The sequence below is a fragment of the Rhodococcus sp. BL-253-APC-6A1W genome (assembly GCF_012843405.1).
In the GTDB taxonomy this organism is placed as follows: domain Bacteria; phylum Actinomycetota; class Actinomycetes; order Mycobacteriales; family Mycobacteriaceae; genus Rhodococcus.
Window position 1 is genome coordinate 121,553 of sequence record NZ_JABAFB010000008.1, and the last position, 23,253, is coordinate 144,805.

General features: G+C 67.7%; 18 protein-coding genes. 17 read left to right on the forward strand and 1 reads right to left on the reverse strand.

The genetic code is table 11. The features are described from left to right. Nucleotides 1-275: 275 nt before the first annotated feature. Nucleotides 276-1,904 (reverse strand): ammonium transporter, encoded by a 1,629-nt coding sequence (locus tag HF877_RS14295; protein WP_169621846.1) that lies wholly within the window; start codon nucleotides 1,902-1,904, stop codon nucleotides 276-278. Between the two features lie 393 nt (nucleotides 1,905-2,297). Between HF877_RS14295 and HF877_RS14300 the strand changes: the two genes are divergently transcribed. The 17 genes from HF877_RS14300 (at nucleotide 2,298) to ppc (ending at nucleotide 23,226) form a co-directional block, all read left to right on the forward strand. Further along, on the forward strand, nucleotides 2,298-5,714 hold the full coding sequence (locus HF877_RS14300) for an FUSC family protein (protein ID WP_169621847.1): 3,417 nt from the start codon (nucleotides 2,298-2,300) through the stop codon (nucleotides 5,712-5,714). Nucleotides 5,715-5,852: 138 nt separating this feature from the next. Continuing rightward, on the forward strand, nucleotides 5,853-6,536 hold the full coding sequence (rpe, locus tag HF877_RS14305; protein ID WP_169621848.1) for a ribulose-phosphate 3-epimerase: 684 nt from the start codon (nucleotides 5,853-5,855) through the stop codon (nucleotides 6,534-6,536). Beyond that, nucleotides 6,533-7,552, forward strand: a complete 1,020-nt coding sequence (gene ribD, locus HF877_RS14310) for a bifunctional diaminohydroxyphosphoribosylaminopyrimidine deaminase/5-amino-6-(5-phosphoribosylamino)uracil reductase RibD (RefSeq protein ID WP_169621849.1) — start codon at nucleotides 6,533-6,535, stop codon at nucleotides 7,550-7,552. The genes rpe and ribD overlap by 4 nt, the downstream gene beginning before the upstream one ends. Nucleotides 7,553-7,617: 65 nt before the next feature. Beyond that, the gene (locus tag HF877_RS14315) at nucleotides 7,618-8,223 is read left to right on the forward strand and encodes a riboflavin synthase (protein WP_169621850.1); all 606 of its coding nucleotides are present in this window, start codon (nucleotides 7,618-7,620) and stop codon (nucleotides 8,221-8,223) included. A 74-nt stretch (nucleotides 8,224-8,297) separates the two neighbouring features. Next, entirely contained in the window at nucleotides 8,298-9,548 is a 1,251-nt protein-coding gene (locus HF877_RS14320; protein WP_169621851.1) for a bifunctional 3,4-dihydroxy-2-butanone-4-phosphate synthase/GTP cyclohydrolase II, read from the forward strand. Next, complete coding sequence (ribH, locus tag HF877_RS14325) at nucleotides 9,548-10,030, forward strand: 6,7-dimethyl-8-ribityllumazine synthase (protein ID WP_169621852.1); 483 nt, start codon at nucleotides 9,548-9,550, stop codon at nucleotides 10,028-10,030. Before HF877_RS14320 ends, ribH begins: the two co-directional genes overlap by 1 nt. Then, nucleotides 10,027-10,497, forward strand: a complete 471-nt coding sequence (locus HF877_RS14330) for a PH domain-containing protein (RefSeq protein WP_169621853.1) — start codon at nucleotides 10,027-10,029, stop codon at nucleotides 10,495-10,497. The genes ribH and HF877_RS14330 overlap by 4 nt, the downstream gene beginning before the upstream one ends. Nucleotides 10,498-10,506: 9 nt before the next feature. Continuing rightward, on the forward strand, nucleotides 10,507-12,645 hold the full coding sequence (gene uvrC / locus HF877_RS14335; RefSeq protein WP_169621854.1) for an excinuclease ABC subunit UvrC: 2,139 nt from the start codon (nucleotides 10,507-10,509) through the stop codon (nucleotides 12,643-12,645). A gap of 77 nt (nucleotides 12,646-12,722) precedes the next feature. Continuing rightward, nucleotides 12,723-13,583, forward strand: coding sequence for an RNase adapter RapZ (rapZ, locus tag HF877_RS14340; RefSeq protein WP_346765178.1), 861 nt, complete (start codon nucleotides 12,723-12,725; stop codon nucleotides 13,581-13,583). Further along, nucleotides 13,580-14,620: a uridine diphosphate-N-acetylglucosamine-binding protein YvcK gene (yvcK, locus tag HF877_RS14345; RefSeq protein ID WP_346765166.1), complete on the forward strand. Its 1,041-nt coding sequence runs from the start codon at nucleotides 13,580-13,582 to the stop codon at nucleotides 14,618-14,620. Before rapZ ends, yvcK begins: the two co-directional genes overlap by 4 nt. After that, nucleotides 14,611-15,594, forward strand: coding sequence for a DNA-binding protein WhiA (whiA, locus tag HF877_RS14350; protein WP_169621859.1), 984 nt, complete (start codon nucleotides 14,611-14,613; stop codon nucleotides 15,592-15,594). The genes yvcK and whiA overlap by 10 nt, the downstream gene beginning before the upstream one ends. 129 nt (nucleotides 15,595-15,723) lie before the next feature. Then, complete coding sequence (gene gap, locus HF877_RS14355; RefSeq protein WP_169621860.1) at nucleotides 15,724-16,740, forward strand: type I glyceraldehyde-3-phosphate dehydrogenase; 1,017 nt, start codon at nucleotides 15,724-15,726, stop codon at nucleotides 16,738-16,740. Between the two features lie 29 nt (nucleotides 16,741-16,769). After that, complete coding sequence (locus HF877_RS14360; protein ID WP_169621861.1) at nucleotides 16,770-17,981, forward strand: phosphoglycerate kinase; 1,212 nt, start codon at nucleotides 16,770-16,772, stop codon at nucleotides 17,979-17,981. Nucleotides 17,982-17,986: 5 nt separating this feature from the next. After that, nucleotides 17,987-18,772 carry a triose-phosphate isomerase gene (tpiA, locus tag HF877_RS14365; protein WP_169621862.1) on the forward strand — a complete coding sequence of 262 codons (786 nt, stop codon included), beginning with the start codon at nucleotides 17,987-17,989 and terminating at the stop codon, nucleotides 18,770-18,772. 109 nt (nucleotides 18,773-18,881) lie between these two features. Further along, entirely contained in the window at nucleotides 18,882-20,078 is a 1,197-nt protein-coding gene (locus HF877_RS14370) for an MFS transporter (RefSeq protein WP_169621863.1), read from the forward strand. 112 nt (nucleotides 20,079-20,190) lie between these two features. Next, a complete protein-coding gene (secG, locus tag HF877_RS14375; RefSeq protein WP_072698320.1) occupies nucleotides 20,191-20,424 on the forward strand; it encodes a preprotein translocase subunit SecG in 234 nt (77 codons plus the stop codon). 45 nt (nucleotides 20,425-20,469) lie between these two features. After that, complete coding sequence (gene ppc, locus HF877_RS14380) at nucleotides 20,470-23,226, forward strand: phosphoenolpyruvate carboxylase (protein ID WP_169621865.1); 2,757 nt, start codon at nucleotides 20,470-20,472, stop codon at nucleotides 23,224-23,226. Nucleotides 23,227-23,253 lie beyond the last annotated feature (27 nt).

Here is a 23,253-nt window from a genome sequence, read left to right on the forward strand (position 1 = left end):
CCCGAAACGGACGGATCGCAATTCTTTGTCGTGCGTTCAGTTTCGGAGTCGAGCGAGAGTCGGTGAATTGCGCGTGGACCGCCGGCGGTCGGGTCGCCGTATCGGGTAACGGCAAGCCCGGACATATTTCTCGAGGTCCAGAATTGCGGCCGACCGGATTTCCGTACCAGCGTCGTGGTTCTTCGACGGCGGACACATCATCGCCGAATCCGGTCGTGACATCGATAAGGCGTGCGGCGCACAGTCGCCGCACGCCCCTCCACCGCTCGGGTGTGCTATCCGCTCTCGACCGGCACGACGGTCATTTCGACGAGGTCGTCGCCCAACGCCGACAGGGCGCTTCGCACGCTGGTCAGCGACTCCGCAGGGGTCAGGATTTCCGCGCGGACCCGTGGGGTGACATCCATGGTTCGTTTCTGTCCTCGGACCATCTGGTCGACCGACGAAGCCGTCGTGACGAATACCTCGGACAACATCGCGCGGCGGGCACCTGCGGCGAGCACTTCCCGTTCCACGCCCGCGGCCCCGCCCGAGTCGAGAACGGCGGTGACCAGGTACAGCGTGTTTCCGGGCTCCAACGGTTTCGCAGCCCCGGAAACTGTTGCCCCGTCGGCCGTGGGATCGGGGGGAGTGGGACCCTCGTGGTACGCGCTCATCCCTTGCTGGCTGAGGTCGAGGTGTTCTTCTTCCTCGGCACTGACGCGCAGTCCGATCGTCTTGTCGATCGCGAAGGCGATCACCAGCGTGAGCACCAACGCGTAGGCGATCACCGAGGCCAGTGCGACGACTTGATATCCGAGCAGCGTCAATCCGCCACCGTGGAACAGCCCGTCTCGGCCGATCGCGTTGATGGCTTCTTCCCCGAAGAGCCCGACGCACAGGGTGCCGAACACGCCGCCGATGAAGTGGACCGCCAGCACGTCGAGCGCATCGTCCACGCGCAGAAGCCGTTTCAGGCCGAGGGCCAGGTAGCAGACAACTCCGGCGAGGGCGCCGATGACTACCGCGGCCCAGCTGCTGACATAACCTGCGGCGGGGGTGATGGTCGCCAATCCGGCGACCGCGCCGGTCACGGCTCCGAGCACGGTCGAATGGCCTTCCCGGTACCGCTCGAACACCAGCCAGACAAGCATCGCAGTGGCACCCGCCAACTGGGTGTTGACCAACGCCTGCGCGGCAACTCCGTTGGCCTGCAGTCCGTCACCGGCGTTGAAACCGAACCAGCCGAACCAGAGTATTCCCGCTCCCACGATCACCAACGGGACCGAGTGCGGCAGTGGTGCCCGGTTGGGCCGCACCTTGCGCCGCCCGAGGACGATCAACAGACCGAGTGCGGCAGCCCCCGCCGACGCGTGGACAACCATTCCACCTGCCCAGTCCTGCGCTCCCATCTTGGTCAACCATCCCGTGGGGGCCCACAACCAGTGCGCGACGGGTGCGTACACGATCACCGACCAGATGGCGATGAACACTGCCCACCCGAAGGCCTTGAGGCGATTGGCCACTGCGCCGGTGGCCAGCGCCGGGGTGATGATCGCGAACATCAACTGATACGCGAAGAACGCCAGCGTCGGGATCGCCACGGTTTCGGTCACCACGTGGAGGTCCGGCTTGGGGGCGTCGTCGATGTTGGTGAGTGCGACGAATCCGAGATCGGCGACGATCCCGTTACCTCGGTCGTTACCGAACGCGATGCTGTACCCGAAGGCGAACCAGGTGAGCGAGATGATGCCGAGCCCGATCAGATTCTGCTGCAACATCACGAGGGTGTTGCGCTTGCTCACCATGCCGGCATAGAAGAACGCCAGGCCCGGTGTCATGAACAGCACAAGGGCTGCGCACACCAGCACCCACGCGGTGTCACCGGTGTTGATCACGTCTTGGGACAAGGTCGTAGAGGTCATCGACGGGCCTGCGCTTTCGGGCGAGGTGTGTGATCAATCGCGAACGGCTCTGCTGAACAAGGCATTTCGGACTTCTGTCGACCTGGAGATGGTGCCTGCGGGCTTCGCCCTGCATGGTGTCGAGCGGTATGCATCGAGCGACCTCCGATCCTTGCACCGGTCAGTCACGCTTTTCTCGGCACGCCGGCGCACTGTCGCCGGAAGGACGAGACTTGCAGTCCGACGCGAGCATATACACCGTGTTTGTGTCACGCGGGTCAATCGCGTCAACTCGAACGGGCCGCTCATGAACAGGTTCTCGCGGTACACCTCGCGATCGCCCGGATAGTCCGTTCTTCGCCGTCGATCCCGTTATCCCGTACCCGTACGGTCGTGTAGCCCTAGACTTGCGCCGTGGACGCTGTCCAGTGGCTCGGGATCATCATCCTTGGGTTGACGCTGCTGGATGTATTCCTCACCGCCCTCAATTACGACGACGCAGGCTTTCTCACGCGCGCTGTGACGTCGTGGGTCTGGCGTGTCATCAGACGAGTGACGCGAAAGATGTCACGCGGACGGCGACCCGCCGTACTCCGTCAGGTCACGGGCATTCAGCTCATCGTCACGGTGGGCATGTGGGTGGGCGGCACGATCCTGGGATACGCCTTCATCTACGTCGGCATGATGAGGGAGCAAGACTTCCTGTACAACGGCGGCACCGACGATGCCTTCGGCGCAATTTATTTCAGTACAGCCCAGCTCTCCACGGTGGGCACGTCCCAAGTCGTTCCCGACACCGATGTATCCCGGATCATCTCGGTCCTGGAGACTCTCACCGGTGTCGTGCTCGTCTTCCTGATTCTCACGTTTCTTCTCGGGGTCTACGGAGTGATCAGCGCCCTGCGCGGTCTGTCCGCGCAGTTCTACAATCCCGGAAACAGCGTCGGCGACCCGGTCGCGAGCCTGAAGCCGTACTTCCCGGGCGGCGAATCGCGCGACCTCGACTCCAAACTCTCGTCCATCGCCGACAGTTTCAGCAGCTACACCGACGGTGTCCGGCTGCACCACTCCGCCTACTACTTCCAGAGCGGCCGCGACACGTTCTCGCTGCCGTATTCGATCCGGATGCTGAGCGGGGTCGTCGGGGCACTTCGGTGGGGGTTGCCCAGATCCCACCCGGTGACTGTCGAGCCGATGCTGCTTCCGCTCACCGACCAGTTCCTGAAGTTCGCGGACTACATGCATCCTCTGCTCGGGTGGACGAGCACCGATGTTCCCGAGACGAGGTCGCGTGGGGAGTTCCGCCGGCTGATCGGGGAGGACATCGAGCTGCACCGGACGGACGGACATCGCTCGGCGCCTCCTGTCGAGAGCGAGGATCCGTGGGTTGCCCGGTTCGCCCGGGTGAATCGGAAGATGGGCGAACTCGTTCACCTCGAACCACTCACCGATCTCGACGAGGCCTACGAACGGTACGTCGAGTGGCTGCCGTTCGCGTACCGGGCGCAACAGTTCACCGATGCGGTCGGCCGGGACCTCGATTATCAGCCGGTGTACGCGCCCGGCTGGGCGGATGTTCCGGAAACCACTGCTCCGGGAACCCGGAAGCCCGCCACCGGCGGCGTACGAGCCTTCTTCGCCAACCGGTTCACGCTCATCGATCCCGGCTACATCCGGCTATTCGGGTCCTTGCGCGTGCTCATCGCGGCGGTGGTCTCGGTGGCGGTGGTGGCGATCGGCCTCGAACTCGCAGGGAAAGCCCCGATGCCCACGGCCATCTTCGGCGGAATGATCGCGATGTTCGCGGGCGGGGTTGCGGCGCAAAGCGGTGCGCGCCCGGGACTCGCCAAGTTCGGCGGGATGCTGACGCTCGTCCCCGTGGTCGTCGCGGTCGGTTTGATCACCCTGGTTCCACGCGAACGGTTGCCGTCGGTGCTCGCCGTCGCCGCCCTCGCCTTCGTGGGTGTGTTGCTGTCCCGGTTCGGACCACAAGGGGCCGGGCTCGGCCGCGTGTTGTTCATGACGTTCTACTTCAGCCTGCTGCTTCGGCTGAGCCCTGACGATTTCTGGCTGTACGCACTGACGGGGCTGGTGAGCGTCACCGCGTCGGTACTCGTTCAGTTCATTCCGCTCGGTCACGGACACGTCGGGCTCGTACGGAGCGGCGTCCGGGCGTTCGAGAACAGTGTTGCGCACAGCATCGATCCCCTCGTCGATACGGTGTCGGCAGCCCGGTGGGATCCGGATCTGCGCAAACGTATGCACAGCGGACTCGACCAACTCCACCACACCGCGTCCTTTCTGGGAGGTCAGCTCACCAAACAGGACCCGGCCCTGCACTTCTCCGCAGAGCAGCAGAACAACCTGCGAATACGTCTCTTCGATGTCGAGCTCGCAACGGTCAATCTGTCTGCGGCGGCTCGGGATGCGACCGGGTCGGGCATGCCCATCCCGGTCCGGGCTCGGCTCGCCGGCGAACTCGAACAGCTCCAGCTCCACATTCGTAGTTATCCGGACCTTCCGGCGTGGATGGGCGATTCCGGAGACGAGAACGACGCGATCCGTCCACCCGACGACGTGCCCGATCCCATCGACTGGCCTCTGCCGGCGCAGCGGTTGCATCATGCCGTGCGCGAACTCCGGTTTGCTGTGGACGCGTTGCATACCGCCCGCCCCGAAGACCTCATCGGCAGCCCCGGCGACACCGATGGTGCAGGCTCGACTTCCGCGGTCGGAGCGGGATCTGCTGCGGGTGAGCAGGAATCGTCCTCCGCTCCGAGCGGAGGACGCGCGCCGGCCGGCACGAACGCCGGGCCGATCCGACGCGCGGTGCAGGCCGCACTCGCGACCGGGCTGGCCCTCTGGATCGGAGGGTCCGTATCGGAGACCTACCAGTATTGGGCCGCGCTGCCGGCGTTCTTCGTACTGGGTGAGACGGACGGGGAGACGTTTCTCAAGGGGATGCAGCGCATCGTCGGAACCGTGGCCGGAGCCGCGATCGGGTTCGGCTTCGCGATCGTGGTCGGGACCGACACTCCCGTGGTCCTCCCGCTGCTGGCCCTGTGCATCTTGGCGTCGACGTACTTCCGTCCTGTGTCGTCCGTCCTGTCGGCGCTCTGGATCACGGCGTTCGTCGCGTTGCTCTACGACCTGCTGGGAAGACTGGATACCGAAACCATCGAACTGCGTGTCGTGGAGACGGTGATCGGAGCGGGGCTCGCGCTGGTGGTCGCCGCGGTCGTTCTGCCCACCCGTACCCGCACCCGCTTGTCGTCGGACACGTCTCAGTTGGTGCGGACCGTCCAGGACGTCACCGGCATCTGTCTCGCACACCTGCGGTCCGGATCCACGGGGACCCTGGACAGGCAGGAACTCGCACGCCGGGAACTCGCGCTGACCACGCTGGTCCAGAAGGTCGAGGCCACCGCCGTCCCGCTGCGCCGTTCTTCCGGGGCGCTCGATGTCCGGGGGATCGAAGGGCGGCTCACCGCACTGTGGGCTCTGTTGTTCTACACGCGGCATCTGGTGTCCGCCACCGAGCGTCTCTCGGCCGACGAGAACGTCCTGACCGACTCGCAGTGGGGCGCGATCCAGGATATCGGTGAGGACAACTTCGAGGCCCTGCTGAAAGCGCTGGCAGGGGAGACGCCCTCCGCGGTGCAGGAGGACATGCAGGCCACCGACGAGTACGACATCCCGCACGACAGCACGTTGTCCCGTGTGCTCCAGTCTCTCGAACGAATCGATCAGACCGTGACCTTCATGGTCGAAGAGGTGTTGCCGAGTGAAGGGCGACTGTCGCGGTTCACGTCGTCGTTCCGCCGGGTCTGAACCCGAATCTCGGGAGACTGTCCGAATACACTGCCGGGCAGTCGTTTCTGTTTCGTCTCGATCCGCGGCGACGCCGCCGGGCGGAGCGTCCGTGCTGGTGACCGGCACGTGCGACGCGCTCGTCTAGACTCGATCGATGTGGCCCACCCGATGATTGCCCCCTCGATTCTGTCCGCCGATTTCGCTCGTCTCGCCGACGAGGCGCAGGCCGTCGCCGGTGCCGACTGGCTCCACGTCGATGTGATGGACGCCCATTTCGTGCCGAACCTGACTCTCGGTCTGCCCATCGTGCAGTCGCTGCTGAAGGCGACGGACATCCCGCTCGACTGCCATCTGATGATCGAGAACCCGGGCCGGTGGGCCCCGCCCTATGCCGAAGCGGGCGCACACAACGTGACGTTCCACGCCGAGGCGACGGACGATCCGGTGGCCGTGGCCCGCGATATCCGCGCCGCAGGCGGTAAGGCCGGACTGTCCGTCAAACCGGGCACCCCCATCGAGCCCTACCTGGAGATCCTCCGCGAGTTCGACACGCTGCTCGTCATGAGCGTCGAACCCGGTTTCGGCGGCCAGGCGTTCATTCCCGACGTACTCGACAAGGCGCGCGCGGTGCGGAGACTGGTGGACTCCGGCGAACTGCGCCTCCTGGTGGAGATCGACGGCGGAATCAACGCGGACACCATCGAAGCGGCGGCGGAGGCCGGCGTGGACTGCTTCGTGGCCGGTTCCGCCGTCTACGGTGCCGAGGATCCGGCCGAGGCGGTGCGCAAGCTGCGCGCACAGGCGGCGGCCGCCTCGCCGCACCTGACGCTCGCGACGTGACGCCCCCCGAAGTCACCGAGGCATTCCAGTTCGCGCTGGATGCGTCGGAGGCCGTGCGGGGAACCACCAGCCCGAACCCGCCGGTCGGCGCCGTGATCCTCGACGCGAACGGGCAGGTCGCCGGGGTAGGTGCCACAGCACCTCCGGGTGGTCCGCACGCGGAAGTGCGGGCCCTGGCTGCGGCCGGCGACCGGGCACGCGGCGGCACCGCCGTGGTCACCCTCGAGCCGTGCAACCACACCGGACGCACCGGCCCCTGCGCCCGCGCGCTCATCGACGCCGGAATCGTGACGGTGTACTACTCCGTCCCGGACCCCGGTCCGGTGGCAGGGGGAGGAGCAGAGACCCTGCGTGCCGCGGGGATCACGGTGCATCCGGGACTCGGGGCCGACGCCGTCATCCACGGCCCGTTGCGGGCCTGGCTTCACCGGGCACGCACCGGCCGGCCCCATGTCACGTGGAAGTACGCGGCGACGCTCGACGGCCGGAGCGCCGCGCAGGACGGAACCAGCCAGTGGATTTCCGGACCGGAAGCGCGTGCCAGGGTGCACGACGAGCGCAGTCGGCTCGACGCGATCGTCGTCGGCACCGGGACGGTTCTGGCCGACGATCCGTGGCTGACCGCCCGGCTGCCCGACGGAGATCTCGCACCGCACCAACCGCTGCGCGTGGTCGTGGGGATGCGGGAGATCCCGACCTCGGCACGTGTGCTCGACGACGCGGCGCCGACGCTCGTGCTGCGTACCCGCGACATCGGGGACGTCCTCGACGCCCTCGCCGACCACCCGGACGTGCTGCTCGAGGGCGGGCCGCGACTTGCCGGGGCGTTCCTCGCCGCGCGCAGTGTCGACCGGATACAGGCCTACCTCGCGCCGATGTTCCTGGGTGCGGGAACGCCCGCTGTGCAGGACGCCGGCGTACACAGCATCACCGAGGCGCTACGGTTTCGTCGGGAGCGCATCGACACCGTCGGCGCGGACGTGTTGTTGACCCTGGTCCCGGAACGGGATCTGTGAGACCGGTCCCGGAACGGGATCTGTGAACCGAACCCGGCCTCGGCCGGGAGTGAAGGAGCCCGAACGTGTTCACCGGCATCGTCGAGGAACTGGGTGAGATCGTGGCGCGAGAGGATCTCGCGGACGCAGCGCGCTTCACCGTGCTCGGCCCGGTGGTGACCTCCGACGCGAAACACGGCGACTCGATCGCCGTCAACGGCGTGTGCCTGACGGTGGTGGACGTGCAGGCCGGCGACTCCTTCACGGCGGATGTGATGCAGGAGACACTGAACCGGTCTTCGCTGGCGCGGCTCGCCGCGGGAAGCCGGGTCAACCTCGAGCGTGCTGCCGCGCTGAACAGCCGGCTGGGCGGGCACCTCGTGCAGGGACACGTCGACGGCACCGGCACCGTGATCTCCCGGGCGCCGTCCGAGAACTGGACGGTGGTGCGAATTTCGCTGCCGGACAGCATCTCTCGATACGTGGTCGAAAAGGGATCGATCACCGTGGACGGAGTGTCCCTCACCGTCTCCGCGCTCGGTGGCGATCCGGGTGACGAGTGGTTCGAGATCTCGCTGATCCCCACCACCTTGTCGCTGACCACTCTCGGTTCAGCCGAGCCCGGCACGCTGGTCAACCTCGAGGTCGATGTGATCGCCAAGTACGTGGAGCGACTGCAGAACGCCCGTTAGGTAGTCGTAGGGTGGACACGACAAGTGGACGCGAAGCACGAGTCGTCCGGATACGAGATTTGGAGCCCAGGCAAGTGACGAGGTTCGACACCATCGAGCGCGCGGTCGCCGATATCGCCGCCGGTAAAGCGGTAGTCGTGGTCGACGACGAAGACCGTGAAAACGAGGGTGACCTCATCTTTGCGGCGGAGAAAGCCACACCCGAACTCGTCGCCTTCATGGTGCGATACACCTCCGGGTACCTGTGCGTCCCGCTCGACGGCGACGACTGCGACCGGCTCGGGCTGCCTCCGATGTACTCGACCAACCAGGACAAGCACGGCACCGCCTACACGGTCACCGTCGATGCGAAGGAAGGCATCGGCACCGGCATCTCCGCGTCCGACCGTGCGGCGACCATGCGCCTGCTCGCCGATGCAGACTCGCGCGCCGACGACTTCACCCGGCCCGGCCACGTCGTGCCGCTGCGTGCCAAGGAGGGCGGTGTCCTGCGCCGCCCCGGGCATACCGAAGCCGCCGTCGATCTCGCCCGCATGGCCGATCTCCGTCCCGCCGGTGTCATCTGCGAGATCGTCTCGCAGAAGGACGAGGGCGAAATGGCCCGCACCGACGAACTGCGTGTCTTCGCGGACGAGCACGAACTCGCACTGATCTCGATCGCCGACCTCATCGCGTGGCGCCGCAGGCACGAGAAGCACGTCGTGCGGGTCGCAGAGGCGAGAATCCCCACCCGGCACGGGAGCTTCACGGCCGTCGGATACCAGAGCATCTACGACGAGGTCGAGCACGTCGCGCTGGTGATGGGAGATATCGCCGGACCGGACGGCGACGGGGCAGACGTCCTGGTGCGGGTGCACTCCGAGTGCCTCACCGGCGACGTCTTCGGTTCACTGCGGTGCGACTGCGGACCGCAGCTCGATGCGGCTCTCGAGATGGTCGCGCAGGAAGGCCGGGGCGTCGTGCTCTACATGCGCGGACACGAGGGCCGTGGAATCGGCCTGATGCACAAGCTCCAGGCCTACCAGCTTCAGGACGCCGGCTCGGACACCGTCGACGCGAACCTCCAGCTCGGCTTGCCCGCCGACGCCCGCGACTACGGCATCGGCGCGCAGATCCTCGTCGACCTGGGTATCTCCTCGATGCGCCTGCTGACCAACAACCCGGCCAAGCGCGTCGGCCTCGACGGCTACGGTCTGCAGATCACCGATCGGGTCCCGATGCCGCTGCGCGCCAACCGCGAGAACCTCACCTACCTGCGGACCAAGCGCGACCGCATGGGCCACGACCTCGTCGGACTCGACGAGTTCGAAGCCGGGGACGCCTGATGAGCGGGGAAGGTCTGCCCGACCTGCAACTCGGTGACGCCGCGGACCTCCGCCTCGCCGTCGTCGCAGGCAGCTGGCACGCCGAGATCTCCGGTGCCCTGATCGCCGGCGCCCTGCGCGTCGCCGATCGCGCCGGCATCACCGACGTCACGGTCGAGCGGGTCGCGGGGGCTGTAGAACTTCCCGTCGTCGCACAGCAACTGGCACGAACCCACGATGCCGTGGTCGCACTGGGCGTGGTCATCCGCGGCGGAACTCCGCATTTCGAGTACGTGTGCGACGCGGTCACCTACGGACTGACGCGGGTTGCTCTCGACGAGAGCACACCCGTGGGCAACGGGGTGCTCACCACCGACACCGAGGAGCAGGCGCGTGACCGCGCGGGACTGCCCGGCTCGGCCGAGGACAAGGGCGAGCAGGCATGCGCGGCCGCACTCGACACCGCCGTGACGTTGCGCCGGCTGCGGGAGGCCCGGACATGACCTCTGCCGACACCCGATGGGAACTCGAGGTCCGACCGGCGAAGATGCGCCTGTGGGTGGTCCTCGGTGCCGTCTTCGTCCTCGCCGTACATATCGGCGCCGCGCTGGTCCTGCGCGGCGGCGGCGATTCGGGCGTGCATCTGCGACTGGCGGACCAGATCGCCATTCTCACGATCGGGATCGCGTTGTCGGGCGCCCTGCTGCTGTTCACCCGGCCACGGTTCCGTGCCGGCGCGGACGGCGTCGCGGTGCGCAACGTCGTGGCCGAGAGACACGTCCCGTGGGACGAGGTTCGCGGTCTGTCGTTCCCCGAGGGCGCGCCGTGGGCGCGTCTCGAACTGCCGTACGACGAATACGTGCCCGTGGTCGCGGTGCAGGCGAGGGACGGCGGAAGTGCCGTCGACGCCCTGGACCGGTTCCGGGAACTCGAAGCCCGGTACAGCCGGGGTGTCGTCGGCGACGACTAACCTGGACTCGTGCCCGACCCCTCCACATACCGCCCGGCTCCCGGCACCATTCCGACGGAACCGGGGGTCTACAAGTTCCGAGACCCGCACGGCCGGGTCGTCTACGTCGGTAAGGCGAAGAACCTCCGCTCGCGTCTGAACTCGTATTTCGCCGACGTCGCATCGCTGCATCCGCGTACCCGGCAGATGGTCACCACCGCCGGCAGCGTCGAGTGGACCGTGGTGCGCACCGAGGTCGAGGCGCTGCAACTCGAGTACAACTGGATCAAGGAGTTCGATCCTCGGTTCAACGTCCGCTATCGCGACGACAAGACGTACCCCATGCTGGCGGTGACCCTCAACGAGGAATACCCCCGCCTCTTCGTGTACCGGGGACCCCGCCGCAAGGGCGTCCGGTATTTCGGGCCCTATTCCCACGCGTGGGCGATCCGCGAAACCCTCGACCTGCTGCTCCGCGTCTTTCCCGCCCGCACCTGTTCCGCCGGGGTGTTCAAACGACACACCCAGATCGGCCGTCCCTGCCTGCTCGGCTACATCGACAAGTGCTCGGCCCCGTGTGTCGGCCGGGTCGACGCCGACGAACACCGCCGCATCGTCGAAGCGTTCTGCGACTTCCTCGCCGGCCGTACCGACAAGATGGTCCGCGAAGTCGAACTGAAGATGCAGGCGGCCGCCGACGAACTCGACTTCGAGACCGCAGCCAGGCTCCGCGACGATCTCGGAGCGCTTCGCAAGGCGCTCGAGAAGCAGGCGGTCGTGCTCGGTGACGGGACCGACGCCGACATCGTCGCGTTCGCCGACGACGACCTCGAGGTCGCCGTGCAGGTGTTCCATGTGCGCGGCGGACGGGTCCGAGGCCAACGTGGCTGGGTCGTCGAGAAATCCGGCGACGTGCTCGACCGCCCCGACGACAGGAACACCCCCGGCGAAGCCACCGAGCACGTCGGCGACGTGGAAGAGGTCTCCTTGCTCGTCGAACAGTTCCTCACGCAGTTCTACGGCGAGGAAGCCGCACTCGTATCCGGTGCGCCGGCCGACGAGGAGACACACGAAGGCGGTGCGGTGCCGCGGGAGGTCCTGGTGCCCGCACTGCCCCCGGAACCGGAGGAGATGACTCGCTGGCTCGGCGGTCTGCGCGGTGGCCCGGTGCGCCTGCGGGTGCCGCAGCGCGGCGACAAGAAGGCCCTTGCCGACACGGTGCAGCGCAATGCGAAGGAGGCGCTGGCGCAACACAAGCTGCGACGCGCCGGTGATTTCACCGCGCGCTCGGCGGCATTGCAGGGAATCCAGGAAGCACTCGACCTCGATTCGGCGCCGCTCCGCATCGAGTGCGTCGACATCAGCCACGTGCAGGGCACCGATGTGGTCGCGTCGCTGGTGGTGTTCGAAGACGGACTGCCCCGCAAGTCCGACTACCGGCACTACGGCATCAAGCATGCCGCCGGCGACGGGCACTCCGACGACGTCGCGTCCATCGCGGAGGTCACGCGCCGCCGGTTCCTGCGTCACCAACGCGACACGACACCGGCCGATGCCGGCAACGGCGGCGATTTCGCGCCCGAAGCCGCGCTGGATCCCGCGACCGGCCGCCCCCGCCGATTCGCCTATCCGCCGAACCTCTACGTCGTCGACGGCGGTGCCCCGCAGGTGGCGGCGGCCGCAGAGGTCCTCGACGAACTGGGGATCACCGACGTCGCCGTGATCGGCCTCGCCAAGCGACTCGAGGAGGTGTGGGTACCGGGGGAGGAAGACCCGGTGATCCTGCCGCGCACCAGCGAGTCGCTCTACCTGCTGCAGCGCATCCGCGACGAAGCGCACCGCTTCGCGATCACCTTCCACCGCAGCAAGCGTTCCCGCCGTATGACCGCCTCGGCGCTCGACGGGGTCAAAGGCCTCGGGGAGACCCGTCGCAAGGCGCTCGTCACCCACTTCGGCTCGGTCGCGCGGTTGCGCGAGGCGGACGTCGAGGAGATCACCGCTGTGCCGGGTATCGGCAAGACCACCGCACAGGCGGTTCTCGATGCGCTGCACGCCGAGCGCACCCCGCCGGGTTCCAGCAAGGACGCCGACCCGGGTGCGCCGGTCCCGTCCGTGGGCGATGATGACCCGGTCGGCGTGTCGGCGTCGCGAGCGGAGGCTGAACAGTGACGGAAGTGGATCGTAGGTCCCGGGAGCGGGACGAGCACGGGACGAGTCCGGCAGGGGAGAAGGAAGCGCGTGCAGAGGTGATCCTCGTGACCGGACTGTCCGGTGCGGGACTGAGCACCGCTGCGACCGCGCTCGAGGACCTCGGCTGGTACGTCGCCGACAATCTGCCGCCCCAGCTCGTGATCTCGATGGTCGATCTCGCGGTGCACGCCGACCCTCCCCTCGAACGGCTCGCGGTGGTCATGGACGTGCGCAGTCGCTTGTTCACGGGCGATCTCGGGCGGGTTGTGACCGATCTCGCCGCGAGGCCGGTGAGCACCCGCGTGCTGTTCCTCGACGCCACCGATGCCGTCCTGATCCGCCGGTTCGAGCAGGTCCGGCGCAGTCACCCGCTGCAGGAGGACACCGCCGACCGGACCCTCTCCGACGGCATCGCCGCCGAACGGGCTCAGCTCGCTCCGGTGAAGGGCGCCGCCGATCTCGTCATCGACACCTCCACGCTGTCCGGGCCCGAGCTGCGCCGCAAGATCGAAGCGGCATTCGGCGACGCGGCGTCCGACACGATCAGGGTCACGGTGGAGTCGTTCGGCTTCAAGTACGGACTCCCCATGGATTCGGATCTCGTGTGCGACGTGCGGTTCCTCCCGAATCCCCATTGGATCGCGGAACTCCGCCCGTATACCGGGCAGGACCCCTCGGTCCGCGATTATGTACTGTCCCGCGACGGTGCCGAAGACTACTTGCGCACCTATCACCGGCTCCTGGAATTGACCACGGCCGGTTACCGTCGGGAGGGGAAGCGCTATATGACGATCGCGGTGGGATGCACCGGCGGCAAACACCGAAGCGTGGCGATGGCAGAAGCACTCGCCGCGCGCCTCGAGCGGGAGCCCGGGCTCGCGGTGCACGTCGTGCACCGGGATCTGGGGCGCGAGTGACCGCGCACCCTCCGACTCCACCGCCCGGCGACGCTCGCTCCGGGCCCGCGATCACCGCCCTCGGCGGGGGGCACGGACTGTATGCCACGTTGAGCGCGGTCCGGCGGCTCACCGATCGCGTCACCGCCGTGGTGACGGTCGCCGACGACGGCGGATCGTCCGGCCGGCTCCGCGCCGAACTCGGTGTGATCCCGCCCGGAGACCTGCGGATGGCCCTCGCGGCGCTGGCCGCCGACACCCCGGACATTCGTGTGTGGACCGAGGTCGTGCAGCACCGCTTCGGCGGCACCGGCGCCCTCGCGGGGCACTCGGTGGGCAACATGATCCTCGCGGGGCTCACCGAGGTGGTGGGCGATCCGGTGGAGGCACTGGACATGCTCGCCAAGGTCCTCGGACTGCGGGGACGGGTGCTTCCGATGTCGCCGATCGCACTCGACATCGAAGCCGACGTCTCGGGGCTCGAAACGGACCCCCGGGTGAGCCGGTGCATCCGCGGGCAGGTCGCGGTCGCGACCACCCCCGGCAAGGTGCGGCGGGTGCGGCTGATCCCCGCCGATCCACCGGCGTGCCCGCTCGCGGTCGACGCCGTGTGCGAAGCGGACATGGTGGTGCTCGGACCGGGTTCGTGGTTTTCGAGCGTGATCCCGCACGTGCTCGTCCCGGAACTCCACGAGGCCCTGACGCACACCTCGGCGACGAAGGTCCTCGTGCTCAACCTCGCTGCCGAGCCGGGGGAGACCGCAGGTTTCTCCGCGGAACGGCACCTGCACGTCCTCGCGCAGCACGCTCCGGACTTCCGGGTCGACCACATCGTCGTCGACGCGGGCTCGGTGACCCCGGGGCGGGAACGGGACCACCTGAGTCGCGCGGCTTCGCACCTGGGCGCGGACGTCTCGTATGCCGACGTGTCCGAAGACGGAACCCAACGACACGACCCCGCCAAGCTGGCGGTCGCACTGGAAACGTATCTGTCACCGATTCGCGGCAGCGCCCGCGCCGGAATCGGCGACCGGAGGGAGATCATCTCGTGGCAATGACAGCGGAGGTCAAGGACGAGCTGAGCAGGCTGTCGGTCACCCGTACCAGCAATCGCAAGGCCGAAGTGTCCTCCCTTCTGCGCTTCGCCGGCGGGCTGCACATCGTCACCGGCCGCGTGGTCGTCGAAGCCGAGGTCGACCTCGGTTCGATCGCGCGTCGGCTGCGCCGCGAGATCTTCGAGCTCTACGGCTATGCCGCCGACGTCCACGTGCTCGGCGCGGGTGGCCTGCGCAAGAGTTCGCGGTACGTGGTGCGGGTCGGAAAGGACGGCGAGGCCCTCGCGCGCCAGACCGGACTGCTCGACGGCCGCGGACGCCCGGTGCGAGGACTGCCCGCCCAGGTGGTCGGTGGCAGCGTGTCCGACGTAGCCGCGGCATGGCGGGGAGCCTTCCTCGCACACGGCTCGCTTACCGAGCCCGGACGGTCGTCGGCGCTGGAGATCAGCTGCCCCGGACCCGAAGCCGCGCTCGCGCTCGTCGGTGCGGCTCGCCGCCTCGGCGTCACGGCCAAAGCGCGGGAGGTACGCGGCGCCGACCGCGTGGTGATCCGCGACGGTGAAGCCATCGGAGCGCTCCTCACCCAGATGGGAGCCCAGGACACCCGGTTGACCTGGGAGGAGCGCCGGATGCGCCGGGAAGTACGGGCGACCGCGAATCGGCTCGCGAATTTCGACGACGCCAACCTGCGCCGATCCGCGCGCGCGGCAGTCGCGGCTGCGGCCCGCGTCGAGCGGGCTCTCAACATTCTGGGCGACGACGTTCCCGAGCATCTGGCCGCTGCCGGCACGCTCCGGGTCGAGCATCGCCAAGCCTCCCTCGAGGAGCTCGGGCAGCTCGCGGACCCGCCGATGACCAAGGACGCGGTCGCCGGACGCATCCGGCGTCTGTTGTCGATGGCCGACCGCCGAGCGAAGGACCTCGGGATTCCCGATACCGAGTCGGCGGTGACCGCGGAGTTGCTGGACGACGCGTAGAGGCGCACGCTTGTGGGGAGTTCGTCACACAGGGCGGATCTCACACGGTGGCCCCGGCGCATTAGGGTAGGGGTCACAACGGCACAATCATCAGCACAATTATCGAGATCTGGGCAAAGGAGCTCTACTGTGACTGTCCGCGTAGGCGTGAACGGGTTCGGACGTATCGGGCGCAACTTCTTCCGCGCAGTCGAAGCGCAGAAAGCGCTCGGCACCACTGACATCGAGATCGTCGCCGTCAACGACCTGACCGACAACGACACTCTCGCAACGCTCCTGAAGTACGACTCGATCCTGGGTCGCCTCGACAAGGATGTGCGTGTCGAAGGCGACTTCATCATCGTCGGAGAGCAGAAGATCAAGGCGCTCGAAATCAAGGAAGGCCCGGCCGCGCTTCCGTGGGGCGACCTGGGTGTCGACGTCGTCGTCGAGTCCACCGGTATCTTCACCGACGCCGCCAAGGCCAAGGGGCACCTCGACGCAGGTGCCAAGAAGGTCATCATCTCCGCGCCCGCCAAGGGTGAGGACATCACCATCGTGATGGGCGTCAACGACGACAAGTACGACGGCAGCCAGAACATCATCTCCAACGCCTCGTGCACCACCAACTGCCTCGGACCGATCGCCAAGGTCCTCGATGACAGCTTCGGCATCGAGCGCGGTCTCATGACCACGATCCACGCCTACACGCAGGACCAGAACCTCCAGGACGGCCCGCACAAGGATCTGCGTCGCGCCCGCGCCGCAGCCCTGAACGTCGTTCCCACCGGCACGGGTGCCGCCAAGGCCATCGGCCTGGTTCTTCCGCAGCTGCTCGGCAAGCTCGACGGCTACGCGCTGCGCGTGCCGATCCCGACCGGCTCGGTCACCGACCTCACCGCCAACCTCCGCACCAAGGCGTCGATCGAGGAGATCAACGCCGCGATGCAGGCTGCGGCAGAGGGACCGCTCAAGGGCATCCTGAAGTACAACACCGATCCGATCGTCTCCTCGGACATCGTCACCGACCCGCACTCCTCGATCTTCGACGCGCCGCTGACCAAGGTCATCGACGATCAGGTCAAGGTTGTGGCCTGGTACGACAACGAGTGGGGCTACTCGAACCGCGTCGTCGACCTCATCGGCCTCGTCGGCAAGTCGCTCTGAGACCCCGAACCGGACAGGACACCCGAACAGTGGCAGTTCAGACCCTGAAGGATCTGCTCGACGCCGGGGTGGAGGGGCGCGGTGTGCTGGTGCGCTCCGACCTCAACGTCCCCTTGGACGGCGCGACGATCACCGATCCCGGCCGCATCATCGCGTCCGCCCCGACGATCGAAGCACTGGCGGAAGCCGGCGCCAAGGTCGTGGTCGTGGCGCACCTCGGCCGGCCCAAGGGCGAGCCGGATCCGAAGTTCTCGCTCGCGCCCGTCGCGGCGAAGCTCGGTGAGGTGCTCGGCCGCAACGTCCAGCTCGCCGGCGACGTCGTCGGGCAGGACGCTCTGGCTCGCTCCGAGGGCCTGACCGACGGCGACATCCTCCTGCTGGAGAACATCCGCTTCGATCCGCGGGAGACCAGCAAGGACGAGTCGCAGCGTCAGGCGCTCGCCCGCGATCTCGTCGAGCTCGTCGGCGACGACGGTGCTTTCGTCTCCGACGGTTTCGGTGTCGTGCACCGCAAGCAGGCGTCGGTGTACGACGTGGCGAAGCTGCTCCCGCACTACGCCGGTGGCCTCGTCGCTGCCGAGGTGGCAGTGCTCGAGAAGCTCACCACCGACACCGAGCGTCCCTACGCGGTCGTGCTCGGCGGATCGAAGGTCTCCGACAAGCTCGCAGTGATCGAGGCGCTCGCGCCGAAGGTCGACACGCTGGTCATCGGTGGCGGAATGTGCTTCACATTCCTTGCGGCACAGGGCATTTCGGTCGGCAATTCCTTGCTCGAAGAGTCGATGATCGAGACCTGCAAGGGACTGCTGGACCGCTACGCCGATGTCCTGCACATCCCGCAGGATGTCGTGATCGCCGACAGCTTCTCGGCCGACGCCGAAGCGAAGACCGTCCCGGTCACGGAGATTCCGGACGGCTGGATGGGTCTGGACATCGGACCGGAGTCGGTGCAGCGGTTCGCGTCGTTGCTCTCGGCGGCCAAGACCGTGTTCTGGAACGGCCCGATGGGCGTGTTCGAGTTCCCGAAGTTCGCGGCGGGCACCAAGGGTGTCGCCGAGGCCATCGTCGACGCCACCGGCAAGGGTGCGTTCAGCGTCGTCGGCGGTGGCGATTCCGCTGCGGCAGTGCGCCAGCTGGGCCTGCCGGACGACGGGTTCTCACACATCTCCACCGGCGGCGGTGCCTCCCTCGAATACCTCGAGGGCAAGGAACTGCCCGGCATCTCGGTTCTGGAGGCCTGAGCGCGATGGCACGCACACCGCTGATCGCGGGCAACTGGAAAATGAATCTGAACCACCTCGAGGCCATCGCGCTGGTGCAGAAGATCGCGTTCACGCTGCCCGACAAGTACCTCGAGAAGGTCGATGTCACGGTCATCCCGCCGTTCACCGACATCCGTTCGGTACAGACGCTGATCGACGGCGACAAGATCAAGCTCACCTATGGTGCGCAGGATGTCTCCGCCCACGATTCCGGTGCGTACACCGGGGAGATCTCCGGTGCGATGCTCGCCAAGCTCGGCTGCACCTACGTCGTGGTCGGGCACTCCGAGCGACGCACGATGCACGCCGAAACCGACGAGATCGTGCGCGACAAGACGAAGGCCGCGCTCAAGCACGGCCTGACTCCGATCGTGTGCATCGGCGAGGGCCTCGACATCCGTGAGGCCGGCGACCACGTCGCATACAACGTCGCCCAGCTGAAGGGCTCGCTCGCCGGGCTGTCCGCCGACGACATCGCCAAGATCGTCGTCGCGTACGAGCCGGTGTGGGCGATCGGCACGGGCAAGGTGGCCTCGGCCGCCGACGCCCAGGAAGTCTGTGCGGCGGTGCGCTCCACCCTCGCCGAACTCGCCTCGCCCGAGGTGGCATCGTCGGTCCGTGTCCTCTACGGCGGATCGGTGAACGCCAAGAACATCGGCGAGCTCATCGCGCAGACCGATGTCGACGGTGGCCTCGTCGGAGGCGCCTCGCTCAAGGCCGACGAGTTCGCTCAGCTCTCCGCAATCGCGGCGGGCGGCCCGCTCCTGTAGGCCGGCCCGAGCAGCAGTACGGCTCACTCGATCGTGGGGCGCAGGATCTTCGGATCCTGCGCCCCACGGCGTTTCCGAGTGTGCACCCGAACCGAAAGGCATCACGCGTATGACCGCCCCCGCCGACACCGGCCCGAGCACCCGCAGCGTGGTGTTCGGGTTGGCAGCGGTGCTGCTCGTCGCCGCTTGCCTGCGCCCGGCCATCACCGCGATCGGGCCGCTGCTCGAGGACATCGGCGCCGACACCGGGCTCGGCAACACGGCGCTCGGCGTGCTCGGCGCCGTGCCGCTGTTGTGCTTCGCGGCGGTCTCCCCGTGGATTCACCGCCCCGCGATCCGTTACGGGACGCAGCGCATGGTGCTCGTCGCGATGCTGGTCCTGACGGCCGGAATCCTGCTGCGGTCGATTCCCGGCGCGCTGTGGCTGTGGGGCGGCACGATCGCGATCGGTGTGGGAATCGGCATCGGCAACGTGCTGTTGCCGGCAGTCGTCAAACGCGACCATCCCACGCGCATCTCGACGGTGACCGGCGTGTACTCGTCGGTGACGACCGGCGCCGCCGGACTGGGCTCCGGTTTGGCGGTGCCCTTCGTCGCCCTGACAGGCAACTGGCGTGGCGCGCTCGCGTTGTGGGCCGTGGTGTCGCTGGTCGCGGCGGCCGTGTGGGTCGTGCGCGGACGGGTCCTGCCGACACCGCTGCCGGCCGCCCCGGACACGACACCCGGCGTGTCCATGTGGCGTTCCGCCACCGCGTGGCAGGTCACCGCGTTCATGGGTCTGCAGTCCACCACGTTCTATCTGCTGGTGACGTGGCTGCCGTCCATCGAGACCGGTCTGGGTGTCGACCGCGCGGCCGCCGGATGGCACCTGTCGGTCTATCAGGTGGTCGGCATCGTGGCGGGTCTGGGCGCCACCGCTCTGATGGGACGCCGCACCGACCAGAGTCGGCTCACCGCTGTCGCCGGTTCGGCCCTCGTCGTCGCGATGATCGGTGTGCTGTGGGCGCCGCACCTCGTCCTGTTGTGGGTCCTGGTCGCGGGGATGAGCAGTGGCGCGACGTTCATCATCGCGGTGTCGCTGTTCGGTCTCCGCACCCGCACAGTCGCCCAGACCGCGCAACTCTCGGGCATGGCGCAATGCCTCGGCTACCTGCTCGCGGCGTGCGGGCCGGTGCTCGCCGGCGCGATCTTCGACCTCACCGGCACCTGGACCACGGTCCTGCTGCTGGTCGCGGTGTGCGGGGCCGGGCAAGCTGTGGTCGGGGCGTTCGCGGGTCGCGACCGGTATACCCACGACGAGCCCTGAAGGCCCACGATCCGCGAGGACGGCGAACCGGGTGCGGCAATTCTGGGATTCGCCGGGACCGGGTAAGCTGACGGCCGACGTCACCCACCATCGAAGGACACCGAACGCCGACATGGAACTGTTCCTGGACATTCTGCTGATCGTCACGAGCCTGCTGCTCATCCTGCTGGTGCTGCTGCACCGCGGCAAGGGCGGCGGTCTGTCGAGCCTGTTCGGCGGCGGGGTCCAATCCAACCTGTCCGGTTCGTCGGTAGCCGAGAAGAACCTCGACCGGCTCACCGTGTTCACCGGCATCGTGTGGGTCATCGCCATTCTCGGTATCGGATTGCAGATCAAGTTCAGCTGATCGGCAGCGGTCGCATATCGGCCCCGGGGCGCCGATACTGGCCGAATGACGGATACCGTGCCGGCTTCGGCCACCGAACCCCTGCGTGACGACATCCGCCTGCTGGGCGGCATCCTCGGTGATGTCGTCCGCGATCAGGCCGGCGACGAGGTGTTCGAACTCGTCGAAGCCGCGCGGGTCGCGAGTTTCCGGATCCGGCGGTCCGAGATGGACCGCGCCGATCTCGCCGAGCGTTTCGCTGCCGTCGAGACCGCAGATCTGCTGCCGGTCGCCCGTGCGTTCAGTCACTTCGGGCTGCTCGCCAACCTCGCCGAGGACCTTCATCGCGAACGCCGGCGCGCTGTCCATCTCGAGGCCGGTGATCCCCCGCAGGACAGCGCTCTCGCCGCGACCTACGCCAAGCTCGATGCGGTCCCGCTCGATGCGGACGGGGTCGCCGATGCGCTCGCGGACGCACTCGTCGCACCGGTGATCACCGCGCACCCGACCGAAACCCGCCGCCGCACCGTATTCGACGTGCAAACCGCCGTCACCGACCTGATGCGGCGCCGCGACCGCACCGTCGACCCCTACGAGCGGGACAGCATCGACCGTGCCCTGTACCGGCACATCCTCACCCTCTGGCAGACCGCACTGATCCGGCTGGCGAGGCTTCGCATCAGCGACGAAATCGACAACGGCCTGCGCTACTACGATCTGGCGTTCTTCGAGGTCGTGCCCACTCTCAACGCCGAGGTACGCCGTGCGCTCCGGGAGCGGTGGCCCGATGCCGCAGTGCTCACCCGTCCGCTCGTGCGTCCCGGCACGTGGATCGGCGGCGACCGTGACGGAAACCCCAACGTCGACGCCGCGGTCGTCACCACGGCCGCCGACCGCGCGTGCGCGACCTCCCTGCGCCATCACCTGGCCGAACTCGCCGTGCTCGAACAAGAGTTGTCGATGTCGGTGCGCACCACGACCATCACCGCCCGCTTGCAGGAACTCGCCGACATCGCCGGCGACGAGAATCCCGCGCACAGCGACGAGCCGTACCGGCGGGCCGTGCGGGGAATCCGCGGACGCCTCACCGCGACCGGCGCCCGGCTGCTCCCGGACGTCGACCTCCCACACACCGTCGAGCCGTCGCGCGAGCCGTACCGCACCCCCGCGCAACTGCTCGCCGATCTGTCGGTCGTCGACGCGTCGCTGCGCGCCGGCGGGGGAGCGGTCATCGCCGACGATCGTCTCGCCCGACTGCGCGGCGCAGTCGAGGTCTTCGGGTTCCACCTCGCTCCACTGGACCTGCGGCAGAACGCCGACGTCCACGAGCGCGTGGTAGCCGAACTGCTCTCCTGGGCGGGTGTGACAGACCGCTACGCAACGCTGCCGGAGGATGACAAGGTCGCGTTGCTCACCTCCGAACTACGCATCCGGCGGCCCCTGACCACCCCCGACGCGCAGTTGTCGGACGAAACGGCCAAGGAACTCGGCATCTTGCGCGCCGCAGCGAGCGTCGTGCGCCGCATCGGGCCCGCCGCGATCGAGCACTACATCATCAGCATGTGTACCTCGGTCTCGGATCTGCTCGAGGTGGAAGTCCTCCTCAAGGAAGTCGGGTTGCTCGACCTCGACTCCGGATATCCGCGGAGCAGCGTGCAGGTGATTCCGCTGTTCGAAACCATCGAAGATCTGCGCAGCGGCGCGTCGACGCTGACAGCGGCCCTCGCCGTACCGGAATTCCGGAGCCTGGTCGATGCGCACGACGGGCTGCAAGAGGTCATGCTCGGCTACTCCGACTCCAACAAGGACGGCGGATATCTCGCCGCCAACTGGGCGTTGTACCGAGCAGAACTCGACCTCGTCGAGGCGTCCCGCGCCGCGGGTGTTCGCCTGCGTCTGTTCCACGGCCGTGGGGGAACCGTCGGCCGCGGCGGCGGTCCCAGTTACGACGCCATCCTCGCCCAGCCGCCCGGTGCGGTGCGGGGCTCGCTCCGGGTGACCGAACAGGGAGAGGTGATCGCCGCCAAGTACCGCGAACCCGTGCTCGCCCGTCGCAACCTCGAGGCGCTCGTCGCCGCGACTCTGGAATCCACACTGCTCGACGTCGAAGGGCTCGGCGCGGATGCGTCGGCTGCCTACCGGATCTTCGACGAACTCGCGGACCTGGCCCGAAACGCCTACCGGCGTCTGGTTCACGAGACGCCCGGATTCGTCGAGTACTTCACGACCTCGACGCCCGTCGCGGAGATCGGAGCGCTCAACATCGGCAGCCGGCCGGCGTCGCGCAAACCGACCGCGGCCATCGCCGACCTGCGTGCGATCCCGTGGGTGCTCGCGTGGACACAGAGCCGGGTGATGTTGCCGGGCTGGTACGGCACGGGCAGCGCGGTGGCCGAGTGGGTCGGCGACGATCCCGAGAAGCTCGAGTCCTTGCGAGCCCTGTATCGGCGCTGGCCGTTCTTCCGCACGGTGCTCTCGAACATGGCGCAGGTGATGGCCAAATCCGATCTCGGAATCGCCGCGCGCTACTCGGAGTTGGTCGAGGACACTGATCTGAGGGGACGAGTGTTCGGCCGGATCGTGGAGGAACACGCCCGGACCGTCGACGCCTACCAGCGGATCACGGGCTACGACTCGCTCGTCGCCGACAATCCTGCATTGGAACGGTCACTGCACAACCGGTTCCCCTACCTAGAACCGCTCAACCACCTGCAAGTCGAGTTCCTGCGCAGATTCCGGGCGGGCGAGGACACCGAACAGGTTCGCCGGGGAATCCAGCTGACGATGAACGGACTCGCCACCGCGCTCCGGAACAGCGGCTGACCGGCCGCCGAAAGAAAATCTCGCGCG